The sequence below is a fragment of the Brevibacillus sp. RS1.1 genome, from assembly GCF_013284365.1.
Classification (GTDB): domain Bacteria; phylum Bacillota; class Bacilli; order Brevibacillales; family Brevibacillaceae; genus Brevibacillus; species Brevibacillus brevis_D.
This window is the reverse complement of sequence record NZ_JABSVA010000004.1, coordinates 238,464-250,848: the sequence shown is the minus strand read 5'-3', so window position 1 is coordinate 250,848 and position 12,385 is coordinate 238,464. Positions and strand designations below refer to the sequence as shown.

10 protein-coding genes and 1 riboswitch are annotated in these 12,385 nt (G+C 47.8%); of the genes, 6 read left to right on the top strand and 4 right to left on the bottom strand.

Going from position 1 to position 12,385, the window contains the following annotated elements:
- Nucleotides 1–7 precede the first annotated feature (7 nt).
- Nucleotides 8–727 (top strand): glycerophosphodiester phosphodiesterase, encoded by a 720-nt coding sequence (locus tag HP570_RS15475; protein WP_173626285.1) that lies wholly within the window; start codon nt 8–10, stop codon nt 725–727.
- A gap of 61 nt (nt 728–788) precedes the next feature.
- On the opposite strand, the gene HP570_RS15470 is transcribed toward HP570_RS15475, so the two are convergent.
- Both HP570_RS15470 and ggt read right to left on the bottom strand, forming a co-directional pair.
- Nucleotides 789–2,777 (bottom strand): methyl-accepting chemotaxis protein, encoded by a 1,989-nt coding sequence (locus HP570_RS15470; protein ID WP_173626284.1) that lies wholly within the window; start codon nt 2,775–2,777, stop codon nt 789–791.
- An 80-nt stretch (nt 2,778–2,857) separates the two neighbouring features.
- Nucleotides 2,858–4,576, bottom strand: coding sequence for a gamma-glutamyltransferase (gene ggt, locus HP570_RS15465; protein WP_015893720.1), 1,719 nt, complete (start codon nt 4,574–4,576; stop codon nt 2,858–2,860).
- Between the two features lie 181 nt (nt 4,577–4,757).
- A riboswitch (cyclic di-GMP riboswitch) is annotated at nt 4,758–4,846 on the bottom strand.
- A gap of 240 nt (nt 4,847–5,086) precedes the next feature.
- On the opposite strand from ggt, the gene HP570_RS15460 reads away from it, so the two are divergent.
- From HP570_RS15460 to HP570_RS15450, 3 genes are all read left to right on the top strand, one after another.
- Nucleotides 5,087–5,704, top strand: coding sequence for an SET domain-containing protein (locus tag HP570_RS15460; protein ID WP_015893718.1), 618 nt, complete (start codon nt 5,087–5,089; stop codon nt 5,702–5,704).
- A 79-nt stretch (nt 5,705–5,783) separates the two neighbouring features.
- Nucleotides 5,784–7,451, top strand: a complete 1,668-nt coding sequence (locus HP570_RS15455) for a glutamine--tRNA ligase/YqeY domain fusion protein (RefSeq protein WP_087341878.1) — start codon at nt 5,784–5,786, stop codon at nt 7,449–7,451.
- 121 nt (nt 7,452–7,572) lie between these two features.
- Complete coding sequence (locus tag HP570_RS15450; RefSeq protein ID WP_142498041.1) at nt 7,573–8,907, top strand: APC family permease; 1,335 nt, start codon at nt 7,573–7,575, stop codon at nt 8,905–8,907.
- A gap of 69 nt (nt 8,908–8,976) precedes the next feature.
- Here HP570_RS15450 and HP570_RS15445 read toward each other — a convergent pair whose 3' ends face one another.
- Entirely contained in the window at nt 8,977–9,405 is a 429-nt protein-coding gene (locus HP570_RS15445) for a GNAT family N-acetyltransferase (protein ID WP_173626283.1), read from the bottom strand.
- Between the two features lie 484 nt (nt 9,406–9,889).
- Between HP570_RS15445 and HP570_RS15440 the strand changes: the two genes are divergently transcribed.
- Nucleotides 9,890–10,738: an alpha/beta fold hydrolase gene (locus tag HP570_RS15440; RefSeq protein WP_173626282.1), complete on the top strand. Its 849-nt coding sequence runs from the start codon at nt 9,890–9,892 to the stop codon at nt 10,736–10,738.
- Between the two features lie 39 nt (nt 10,739–10,777).
- Here the strand turns inward: HP570_RS15440 and HP570_RS15435 are convergent, their stop codons facing one another.
- On the bottom strand, nt 10,778–11,473 hold the full coding sequence (locus HP570_RS15435) for a hypothetical protein (RefSeq protein ID WP_015893713.1): 696 nt from the start codon (nt 11,471–11,473) through the stop codon (nt 10,778–10,780).
- Nucleotides 11,474–11,620: 147 nt separating this feature from the next.
- Between HP570_RS15435 and HP570_RS15430 the strand changes: the two genes are divergently transcribed.
- A complete protein-coding gene (locus HP570_RS15430; RefSeq protein ID WP_173626281.1) occupies nt 11,621–12,370 on the top strand; it encodes a gluconate 2-dehydrogenase subunit 3 family protein in 750 nt (249 codons plus the stop codon).
- Nucleotides 12,371–12,385: the final 15 nt, after the last annotated feature.

The window sequence follows — 12,385 nt, the reverse complement described above, 5'->3', positions numbered from 1 at the left end:
TGGCGAAATGAACATTTGTATGGCACATCGCGGGTGGTCAGGCAAAGCCCCGGAGAATACAATGACAGCGATTCGACTGGCTTTGGCAGAGCCAGCTATCAAAGCAATGGAAATTGATGTACAGCTGACGCGTGACGGTGTTCCGGTGCTGATTCATGACTTTACGCTGGAGCGCACGACCAATGGCCGCGGTCTGGTCATGGATCGTACCTTGGCAGAGCTGCGTGAGCTGGATGCAGGGAGCTGGTTTGGCGACAAGTTTGCGGGCGAGCGAATCCCTACACTGGAGGAAGCGCTGATCGCAGTAAAAGGTCGCTGCACGCTAAATATCGAGTTGAAAGCAACAAGTGATATGTACCCGGAAATTGCTGAAAAGGTGCTCGCGCTTGTAGAAAAGCACGGAATGAAGCAAGAGGTGTACCTGACTTCATTTGATCATGATCTGATCCGTCACGTTCGCACGCTCGATCAAGAAGTGCAGACAGGTCTGATTGTATATGGTCGCCCTGTACTCATGCTGGAACAGATGGAGGCAGCAGGTGCTACGATCCTCTCCATGGGATATCCGTTTCTGAATCGTGAGCTAACAGTAGCCGCGATTGAAAAAGGCTTCAAAGTCATTGCGTGGACGCTGGATGATCCGAAACATATCCGCGAAGTCATTTCGTGGCATCCTCAGGTTCAAATTTGCACGAATCATCCTGACCGGATGTGGGAGTTTGTATAAGCACAAGCAGGAAAGAGCCGCCGAGCAATTTGCAAGGCGGCTTTCCTTTTTTGTTGTTGGACTAAATTTTGAATTTGCTTACATGAGATTGCAGTTCTTCGGCTATTCTTGCCAAAGAAGTAGATGATGAACTGACTTCTTCCATAGCTGCCAGCTGTTCTTCTGTGGCGGCCGATACGCTTTGTGTTCCGTCAGCAGAATTCTCCGCTACTTCTTCAATGACACTAACCAACTCTACCACCTGTTTGGTGCCAAAAGACATTTGCTCAGAGTAGGCCTTTACTTCTTGAATTTGTCTTGCCACCTGCGTGACAGCATCTTGGATCTGCTCGAAGGACTTGCCTGCATTGTTAACGACCGTAAGTCCAGTGGCGACCTCTTTGGTGCCTTGTTCCATCGATAGGACAGCCTGGTTTGACTCGAGCTGAATCGTCGTAATCAACAGTTTGATCTGTTGCGCGGATTGTGCGGACTGCTCAGCCAATTTGCGAACCTCGTCTGCCACAACGGCGAAGCCGCGCCCTTGTTCACCGGCTCTCGCCGCTTCAATCGCTGCGTTTAGCGCTAACAGATTTGTTTGTTCAGCAATGGCGGTGATGACTTGTACGATTTGTCCGATTTCCTGTGAGCTGTTTCCTAATCGTTTGACGATATCGGCAATGTTGCCGACAGTATTCTCGATCGATTGCATCTGGCTGATAACGACCTGAAGGGCCTGATTGCCTTCCACGGCAATTTGGGAAGCGCCCAAAGCTGATTCGGCAGCTTGCTGTGCATTCGTGGCAACCTGCTGAGCCCCTGTCGATACGCCTTGAATTGCGGTGACACTTTCCTCTACACTCTTCACTTGTTTTTCCGCACCGTAAGCTACTTCCTGAATCGTTATGGCGATTTGCTCGGTAGCCTTGCTCGTGTGGTCAGCGTTGACCGACAATTCCTCTGCGGAAGAAGCAAGATCTGAAGCCGTATCATTTACTTGTTGAATAATCGTTCGCAGGTTGAGCACCATTGTGTTTACTGATTGGGATAGCTGTCCAACCTCATCCTTGGTTCGAATTTGCAAGGGCTGTACAGTCAGTTCACCCTCGGAAATACGGTTAGCCACGGTGGCAACTGCTGCAATAGGGCGTGAGATTTGCCGGGAAACAGCGTAGGCGATTGCGATCACAACAGCAACAACAACGATGACAATGATCCTAACCATGGTGGTAACGGAAGAAACCGCGGACGTTATGGATTCGACTGGGATATGCAGATACAAACCAAAGTTGGTCTTGGGAATCGGGGAGTAGGTGACAACGTATTCCTTACCATTGTCCGAGTAGCTGTATGAGCCCTTTTCCGTTTTTCCTGATTTCAGGATTTCCATTAATGATTGCGGCAGACCGGATTCCGCAAGCGGTTTGCCGATCAGATCCTGGGTAGGATGGTATTGAATTTGATCCTTGTTATCAACGAGAATCGGATAACCATCGTTGCCTACTTTCAAATCTTTGAGAAAGGTAGCTGTGAAGTCATCTACATTGACGAGCCCGGTCAAGACACCAAGCTTCTCGTTGTTTTTCCCTTTTACAGGGGAAGCGACGATGATAGAGCGATTGCCGGTTGTCTTCGCAACAAGAACATCGGAGAAGCTGGGCTTGTCCTGCATACCGTCTTTGAAGAATTGGCGCTCGCCAAGATTGATTCCAACGCTTTTGGGGAACGTATCAGCCGTTACTTTTCCATCGCTTGCGATAAACGTATTTCCGTCATACAGCTTCATTTCCTCGGTAAACTTGCGAATGAATTCATTTTTTGCTGCTGCATCATCGGATTGAATATCCGAGGTGCGGGCTAAAACTTGAATTTCTGTCATACGCCGGTCCAGATATTGATCCATAGCTATGGCTGTACTGGAAGTAAGGTCAACATAGGATGATTTTTGTTTATCAATGAGAATGGATGAAAAGCTGTTCGTGATAAACAACGAAACGGCAGTAAGTGGAATGACAGCCACGACGAGAAACCAAAGAATCATTTTGTTCCTGAGCTTGTTGAACAAAAACATAGGTTTGTCCACTCCTAATCCGTGAATGCGAAATAGAAACAGTCAGACTGCTGAGATGAGCTCAGCAGTCTGACAAAATATTAATAGCCCATTGCTGCGCCTTCACCGCGAGGGTCAGCACCGCCAAATTTTACATTGGTTTGCGGGTCAATCAGGATTGCGCCGGACTGTCCCATCGCATCGGTATAGGCTGCTTCAAGCTTTTCGACTGGATGCCCACGTTTAATGAGCTCGTCCAGGACTTCTTGAGGGATGCGGCTTTCCACCTTGAGATTGTTGGAAGCAGATCCCCAGTTGCGCCCATGCAGCCATCTTGGCGCTTCGATTGCGTCTTGCACGCTGAAACCAAAGTCGACGATGCGTGTGACGAGAGCGGCTTGCGTTTGCGGCTGACCTTCTCCCCCTTGTGTTCCGTAAAGAAGATAAGGCTTGTCCCCTTTAAAGAGCATAGCTGGGTTAATGGTGTGGAAGGTGCGTTTTCCTGGTTCCAAGTGATTGATGTGTTTGGAATCCAGAGAGAAGTAGCTTCCGCGGTTTTGTAAAAGGACACCCGTATCTTTCGCTACGATGCCAGAACCCCAGTCAAAGTAGTGACTCTGAATGATGGACACGGCATTTCCATCTTTGTCGACGATCCCGAACCAGGTTGTATCGCCTTTTGGATCAAGCGGTTCTACGGATTTGGCTGCTTGCTTCATATCAATGCGCGCAGCTAAATCCTTCCCGTGCTGCTTGGACAACAGCTCATCCACAGGGATATCCGCAAAGGCAGGGTCAGTCAGCCATTTGTCGCGGTCAGCGAAAGCCTGTTTGGTAGCTTCCACAATCGTGTGGTAGTAATCGGGTGTTCCTTCACCCATGCTCTTGAGGTCAAAGTTATTCAAAACATTAAGAATAGAGAGCGATGCCATGCCTTGGGAGTTAGGTGGAACGTTATACGCTTTGTAGCCACGGTAGTCTACCGTAATGGGATCTGCCCAAGTGGAGGTATGCTTTTCAAAATCTTTCAACGTGAGCAATCCGCCGTTGGCTTTCATGTCTGCTACGATTTTTTTAGCAACTTCTCCTTTATAAAAACCGTCAGCGCCTTTTTTCGCAATGATTCGCAAAGTATTGGCAAGATCCTTTTGTTTGAGAATTTCGCCTGCTGCATAAGGATCGCCGTTGGGCTTCAGGAATGTTTTGCGGAAGCCATCAAAACGTTGAAGATTCTTCAAGTCATTGTCAGTTGGATCTGTCGCGTATTTTGTCCAATATACTTGGTTGGGGGAGACGGGATATCCGTTCTCGGCGTATCCAATGGCAGGCTCCAGCAGTCTGTTCCATTGAAGCTTATTGTTGCCCATGCTTTTATGGGCGTAGTTGTACGCCTCCCACCAGCCGGAGACGACACCAGGGACAGTGTTTGCTGATTCATAACCGCGGGACGGGATTTTTTCGTAGCCTTTGCCTTTGTAATAGTCGATGGTTGCCTTTTCGCCTGCGCGCCCACTGCCGTTCAGCGCCTTCAGCTCTTTTGTTTTGGCATTGTAGATGAGCCAGAAGTTATCTCCGCCAATGGTTGTGTAATGAGGATAGACAACAGCTAAGGTGGAAGCGGCTGTAATAGCAGCATCTACTGCATTTCCACCGTCTTCCAATGTTTTCAGGGCCGCAGCCGTAGCCAGATAGTGAGGAGTCGTCACCATTGCGTTCGGTGACATCGATGTTGGACGGTTAGCAGCTTGTGCTCCAGAGAATGTTGATACCCCGATGACAGCAGTCAGCGCGACGGTCGAGAGTTTCTTCCAGAATGACATTCCTATGAAACCTCCTTCATGATGAAAAGAATAATGATTCATTAAACCGGCTATCCGCTGTTGCCTCACCTCCTTTAAAAGTTAAAAATACACAAACATACAAAAGTAGACAAAAATAGACATTATGAGCGCAAAAAAAGACCAATGATATAGGATCATTGGTCGCGTCCTACATCAATACTTCGGTAGCTGGCAAGCGTGTCCGCTGTTGCGGAGGTAGCCCCTGTAGCTTTGCGTCGCCGGATTTCCCCGGGTATGCCGTTTCGATATCAATGGGTGAAGCATAAAATGACACATATACTGATTCAATCGTTGTGGGAAAATGTTCCTAAAACTCCGTTTGCCAATAATATAGACTATTTACCATTTGTGGTAAATAAGAAAAATATTTTAATCCGGAAAAATAGTTAGGAATGCTATGTATTTTTCGACAGATATTCACACACCTCCTGGGGCAAAGCTGCTTATGATGATAAAAAGGCACATTTGCCAAGGAGTGAAACAAAGACCATGATGCATCCCGATACAGAATTGCGCTATATCAACGATGAGATCGGGTACGGTGTGTTTGCGACAAGGTTTATCCCAAAAGGAACGATTGTATGGGCACAGGATGATTTGGACCAAGTATTGGACCCTGCATTTGTGGAAAGACTTGACTCATTACGAAAACAGGACGTACAAAAATATTCGTTTAAGAACCAGTTCGGAAAGTATATTCTTTGTTGGGATAAGGCAAGGTACGTGAACCACAGCTTTCATGCGAATTGTGTGCCGACCATGTATGATATGGAATTGGCTGCACGGGATATTTTTCCGGGCGAAGAGCTAACTGATGATTATGGAACGTTAAATTTGGATGAACCTTTTGAGTGTTTGCCCGAGTCCGACACGGACCGCTCCCGTGTAATGCCCGATGATTTGCTTCGGTATTACCCGCAGTGGGATCGGATTGCAGCGGAAGCATTCCAACGGTTCAATCATGTTGAACAGCCTTTGCTGCATCTGATTCCCTCGAAGCATCTCGAAACGATTCGTGGGATTACGGAGCAGCGCTTAGCCATTGATTCTGTTATTCACCTGTATTGCAGGTCACAATGGCAAACGGGGCAGCAATGGGAGACGTGAGCGGGTCGGTCAACGACCCGATTTTGTTGAACTCTGGGAAGAGAATCAGTATTATGGAGTGTAAAGGTGAAGTGAAAGGTTGATTTCATTGGAAAACAAGGTAGCGGCATCCAATTTTATCCGCAATATCATGATTGATGACTTGCAAGAGGGCAAAGTAAAGGAAATCATTACCCGCTTTCCCCCAGAACCGAACGGGTATCTCCATATTGGACATGCAAAAGCAATCTGCCTCAACTTTGAGTTGGCACGAGAATTCTCCGGCAAGGCCAACCTGCGTTTTGACGATACGAACCCGGTGAAGGAAGACATCGAATACGTAGAAGCCATCAAAAGGGACGTTCAATGGCTTGGCTTCGAATGGGACGGGTTGTTTTTTGCATCTGATTACTTTGAAGAGATGTACAACCGAGCGGTGCTGTTGATTAAAAAAGGTCTGGCTTACGTAGACGATCTGTCTCCTGAAGACATGCGTAAAATGCGTGGAACATGGACAGAGCCAGGCACAGATAGTCCGTTCCGCAGCCGGTCTGTGGAGGAAAACCTGGACCTGTTTGCACGTATGCGCCAAGGGGAATTCAAGGACGGGGAAAAAGTGCTGCGTGCGAAAATCGATATGGCTTCGCAGAACTTCAACATGCGTGATCCGGTTCTGTATCGAATCTCCCATGCAACGCATCACAACACGGGCGACAAATGGTGTATTTATCCGATGTACGACTTCGCTCATCCGTTGGAGGATGCTATTGAGGGCGTGACACACTCCCTGTGCTCGTTGGAATTCGAAGATCATCGCCCGTTATACGACTGGGTAGTCCGCGAGTGCGAAATGGAGAAGGTACCACACCAGTACGAATTTGCTCGCTTGAACCTGACAAACACCGTTATGAGTAAACGCAAGCTGAAACAGCTAGTCGATGAGAATGTGGTAGACGGCTGGGATGACCCGCGCATGCCAACCATCGCAGGCTTCCGTCGTCGCGGCTATACACCGGAAGCGATTCGTACATTCGCTCGTGAAGTAGGAGTAGCGCGCGCGAACAGCACCGTTGACGAGAAAATGCTGGAGTATTTCATCCGTGAGGACCTGAAGCTGAAGGCACCACGTACGATGGCTGTATTGAATCCATTGAAGGTCGTCATCACGAACTATCCGGAAGGACAGGTTGAGATGCTCGAAGCGGAGATCAATCCAGAGAACCCAGAGATGGGCAATCGTGAAATTCCGTTCTCCCGCGAAATCTACATTGAGCAGGACGATTTCATGGAAAACCCGCCGAGCAAGTATTTCCGCTTGTTCCCGGGAAATGAAGTGCGTCTGAAGCACGCGTACTTCATTAAATGCAATGACGTCGTGAAGGATGCCGACGGCAACGTGATCGAGATCCATTGCACGTATGACGCTGAGACGAAGAGCGGCAGCGGTTTTACAGGTCGCAAGGTAAAAGGTACGATTCACTGGGTGGATGCGACCAATGCGGTTCCTGCTGAATTCCGTTTGTACGAGCCATTGATTATGGATGATGAAGACGCGGAGGGTACTTTCCTCGACAACGTTAACCCGAATTCGTTGGAAGTGCTGCAAGGCTACGTGGAACCAAATATGAAAGAAACCAAGCCTCAAGACAAGTATCAATTTTTCCGCCATGGCTATTTCAATGTCGATCCGAAGCATACGACAGATGATAAGCTCGTATTCAATCGGATTGTATCGTTGAAAAGTTCCTTTGAACTGCCAAAAGCATAGGAAATACTCATATAAATCAAGCGCTGCTGTGCATGGAGAACCCGTGTGCAGCGGCGCTTTTTTCTTTCGTGATTATAAATTGGCGTGTATAATTATTCTGTTACAAAAAGGAGGACAGGCAGTGAACGGGAGAGCAGAACTAACACGTAGTTTGAAGTTGCGGCATATTGTCGTAATTGGACTGGGCTACATGGCCCCGATGGCCGTTTTTGACACCTTTGGCATTGTTTCTGGAGAAACGGGGGGGCACGTTCCTGCTGCTTATGCAGTCACACTTCTTGCAATCCTGTTTACGGCAGCAAGCTACGGAAAGATGGTACGGCTATTCCCTTCAGCAGGGACCGCGTATACATATACGCAGCAAACGATCCATCCGTATGCCGGATTTCTGGTAGGCTGGGCGTCCTTGCTGGATTATTTGTTTTTACCGATGATTAACGCCTTGTTGACAGGGGTTTACCTATCATCCGTGTTTCCTGATGTATCGACTGTATGGTGGATTATAGGATTCATTGTACTGGTGACAGGGTTAAACGTATTTCGCGTAACAGTAACCGCATCCGTCAACTCGATTTTGGTGCTGTTTCAAGTCGTGGTCGTCGTGCTGTTTGCGGGATTGGCAATCCGTGGTCTTATGCAAGGTGACGGGCTTGGGCAAGTATTCAACCTGCGACCATTTTTGTCACCGGATATGTCTGTCATTGCACTGCTTTCGGGTGCGTCAATTCTTTGTTTTTCCTTCCTTGGCTTTGATGCCGTGACCACGCTCACGGAGGAAACAGTCGATGCGAAAAAGACGATTCCTCGCGGGATTATGCTCGTAGCACTCGCGGGAGGAGCACTATTTATTACGGCCTCTTATTTCATGCAATCATTATTTCCTGATGTTTCGGTATTATCTGATCCAGAAGCTGCTTCAGCGGAGATTGCGTTGTTTATCGGCGGAACCGTTTTTCAATTGGTGTTTTTGGCCGCCGCCTTGTCCTCAACGCTCGCTTCCGGGCTTGTATCCGTCACGAGTGTCACTCGTTTGCTGTACGCAATGGGCAGGGACGGATTTTTGCCGAAGCGCTGGTTCGGTTATGTACATCCGAAGCTGAGAACGCCCGTGCTTAACGTTTTGCTGGTAGGAGCGTTGATGCTGTTTGCTTTGTACATGGATTTGCTAACCGCCACATCCTTTATTAACTTTGGCGCACTGATCGCCTTTAGCTTTGTGAACATCAGCGTAATGGCGTATTATTTCCGCAAACAAAAGAACAAGTCTATCAAGGATTGGTGGGGCTTCGTGTTGTCACCACTCATCGGGACAACGTTCATCGCCTTTTTGTGGGTCAACCTAGAAGCAACGTCCATGATGCTGGGCTTGCTATGGAGCTCTGTCGGCCTGATCTATTTGTTGTATTTGGTGAAGGTTAAGAAAACCAATTTGGAAATGGTAAAATTTGAGGAGTAACATGTGGAACACAAAGAGCCCTACTCCCATTATTGGATGTAGGGCTACCTTTTTACGGATGATTGACTGCTAATCGATTCTCTTTTGTAGGTAAAATCTTTGATGGAAAAGAGGGCAATCATCGAGTACACCATGTATCTCGTACCCGTGTTTTACATAAAAGTCCTTTGCTTGAAAATCAAAAGTATCTAAATGAATCAAATGAATTCCATACTCTCTAGCTGTGTTTTCAATTTCAAGAAGAAGCTTGCTTCCCAATCCGTTCTTTCTCAAATCATCTCTGACCCATAAAGCATCAATGTACAAACATCTCCAAGAATAGTACACACAGTTTATTCCTGCAATGATATTGCCATCTTCATCACGAACGTGTTTATTGATTTTTGAAAAAGGAACGGTCAGTTCAAATGGAACATTCGATTCATTGTATTCAACTATTCTTTGTTCAATAAAACCTGCGTCATCTTTCGTGCTTTCTCTGACTAAATATTGTCCCATGATAACTCCTTTATTTCGTTATCTTGAATATTTGATTAAACGTAACTCCCAGTTCAGTGTTTGACTACTAGTATATCACGGGTGTATGGAAGACACCGTATCACGTGGCTTTGGTAGGAGAAAAACAATCAGCTCGCAGAGGGAACAGGAGAAATAAGCGAAGATCTTAGGGACACCGACCGAGACGCAATGCTAAAAGCGAAACACGCCCTTAGCGTCCACCTCTGAAACACATCCTGAACCGACCACTTTGGACGCGGTTTCGCTTTTTGCATGGAGTCGTGCAGTCAATCCCCCAGGGGGTGGCCCTAGAAGCTGAGCGTTTTCTCCTGTTTCCTCCCCACCACGACAGCCTGAACAAAGAGGTATTTTACCAACCCTCTTCTAGACGATCAAGTAAAGAGAGAGTAAACTTGGCAAAGGCTTTCGCATGCTCATATTGGCGTGCTGATCCCGAGACGTATTTAGTAAGGAGGCAGGCAAAATGAACGTAGCATTGTTCGCGCAAGTCAATCGTTTGCAGGTAGAAGGAGGCACACTAGAGTACGGCGTAACAGGAAAACCACAAGCACCTACCCTGCTACTTTTGCATGGCATTCGAAACACCAAGCTACTGTTTGCGCCCATCTTGCCAGCATTGGCAGAGCGATATCGGGTAATTGCGGTAGATATCCGTGGTCACGGGAATTCTGTGAGCCATGGTTCCTTTTCATTTGAGCGGATCGTAACAGATTTGATTCAACTTTTGGAGAAAGAACAGCTCGAACAAGTAACAATTGTCGCAGCGTCCTTTTCAGCGGTGCCTGCCCAGATGCTTGCGATTCGCGAACCCAAGCGCGTAGCTTCGCTCGTTTTATTGGATGGAGGCTATTATTCCTTGGGAGAAGCCCCCGGATTCAATCCGGAGAAGGTTGTCGAGCGGCTGGCTACCACGCGTTTTTCTTCCGTAGAGGAGGCCGAAAGGCAGTTCGCAGAGCGATATGGTACGAGCGTGATGCCAGAGGGGTGGATGCGAGAGGAGCTTGTGAAAAAGGAAGACGGAAGCTACGGATACCGTTTGCCGAGGGAAGCGTTTTTGACCTATTTCCAAGAGTACACCGTCCATAGCAAACCGGAATTGTTTCAACAGCTAACATGCCCCGTGCTATTATTGCTGGCTGACGACAGCTTATTTTCAAAAGAAGAGCAGCAGTTTCATCGACAGGCAGTTGCCACCTATCAAGGAATAGTGAAGCAGGCCAAGGTGAAAATGATATCGAAGGCACAGCATTTGCTAATGGTGACGCATCCGCAAGAGACCGTGAACGAAATCCATCATTTTTTATCGAAATAAGGAAGGGACAAGCGAAATTGCTTGTCCCTTTTTCTTTGTTTACCGCTTGGCTTCACGAATGAGCACGTTCAACTGTTCAGCCATGGCTTGTTGATTCTTCTGATCCTTCATTTGTTTTTTCACCGTTTCTAGCGCTTTGATGCCTTTTTTTGAGCTCACGACCTTCACAGGTGTATCTGTCCCATAGATACGCTCGATTTGGGCGCGTGCTTGTGCGAATGTGCTCTGATGATCGCTCGTACCCAATGTCCCTGGGGTTCCGCTCCCTGATTTTGTACGGGCAGCATCATGCCCGCGACTGGAGCTTCCGGAGTAATTGCTGATGAGATGGGACTGCATCGGATCCATTTGATTGATCGATTGTGTATTGGCAGTAGAAGGAGCCAAGTAGACGGCGTCGTTCACAATCAACGCCTGGACGCCGTGTACGCCCGCCGCCTTCAGTTGGGCTTCCAGCTTTGTAGAAGGACCACCCGTGTGCAGGTGTGAGCTGCCCATGGAGCTGTAGAGAGCATTGCCCATTCCGCTATACGTATGGCCGTGTGCGTTTGTCGTGAATTTCTTATCGCGATCCACGCTTGGAATAACTGTTGCGCCTTTTGGAGCTTGCGTTGTGGACTGTGTGCGTGCTGGCGTATGTGGCTTCGTAGGCGGAGCGGCTTGATTCATACAAGCTGTCAGTAGAAGTACAGTCCCTAAACCTGCGGTACCAACCCATTTGTGGAAGTGCTTCATCCAAGATCCCTCCAAGTCATCCTACCTATGTAAAGCTATCTTTTGTTCGCTGCATGAAGTTATGAGTGGAGCTTGTTGGAAAAATTTCTGTGACCAGGATTATCTTGGGGAAAAAATGCACAAACCAAAGGAAGGAAATCACTGGAGGTGGTAGATTTGGCAGATTCAAATAACGTGAAGGAGCAGCCAGTATCCCGGAGGAACTTCTTGAAAAACTCTGGCTTGGTGCTCGGTAGCTTGGTCGTGGGTGGCGTGGCAGGGAGCTTGCTCCGAAAACCGGAACCTCAAGCCCAGCCAGCAGCACCGCCCCCTACGGCCGATTACAATCAGGCGCTCATGTTTTTTACGCCTGAGCAATTCAAGGTTGCGGATGCCGCTTGCGAGCGCATTTTTCCTGAGGATGAGCTAGGTCCGGGGGCGAAGGCACTTGGTGCAGCTTATTTCATTGACCACCAGCTAGCGGGTGATTGGGGCTTTAATGCTCGGGATTACATGCAAGCGCCCTTTTATCCGGGTGAAATTACACAGGGCTATCAAGGCAGGTTAAAACGCAGGGAAATATTCGATATCGGCCTTCAAGAGATGAACAACTACAGTAACAGTACCCACGGAAAGCGATTTTATGAACTCCCGCCGGATCAGCAAGACGCAGTTTTAAAGGCTTTTGAAACCGATGAAGTAAAACTGACAACCATTTCGGCGAGCACTTTTTTCAATATGCTGCGGGCTAGTACGATCGAAGGTGTTTATGCAGACCCTCTATACGGAGGAAATAAAAATATGGACGGCTGGAAAATGAAGAATTTCCCAGGTAATCAGATGGCGTATACACAGGTGATTGATAAGCCTGAGTTTGTGAAGATGGCTCCTTTAAGCTTGCGGGATCATCAACATTAAGGGAGGACAGTACAT

What these genes read in the sequence shown, in the direction of transcription:
- HP570_RS15475 (WP_173626285.1), top strand. Translation starts at nt 8, where the DNA reads ATGAACATTTGTATGGCACATCGCGGGTGGTCAGGCAAAGCCCCGGAG.
- HP570_RS15470 (WP_173626284.1), bottom strand. Translation starts at nt 2,777, where the DNA reads ATGTTTTTGTTCAACAAGCTCAGGAACAAAATGATTCTTTGGTTTCTC.
- ggt (WP_015893720.1), bottom strand. Translation starts at nt 4,576, where the DNA reads ATGTCATTCTGGAAGAAACTCTCGACCGTCGCGCTGACTGCTGTCATC.
- HP570_RS15460 (WP_015893718.1), top strand. Translation starts at nt 5,087, where the DNA reads ATGATGCATCCCGATACAGAATTGCGCTATATCAACGATGAGATCGGG.
- HP570_RS15445 (WP_173626283.1), bottom strand. Translation starts at nt 9,405, where the DNA reads ATGGGACAATATTTAGTCAGAGAAAGCACGAAAGATGACGCAGGTTTT.
- HP570_RS15440 (WP_173626282.1), top strand. Translation starts at nt 9,890, where the DNA reads ATGAACGTAGCATTGTTCGCGCAAGTCAATCGTTTGCAGGTAGAAGGA.
- HP570_RS15435 (WP_015893713.1), bottom strand. Translation starts at nt 11,473, where the DNA reads ATGAAGCACTTCCACAAATGGGTTGGTACCGCAGGTTTAGGGACTGTA.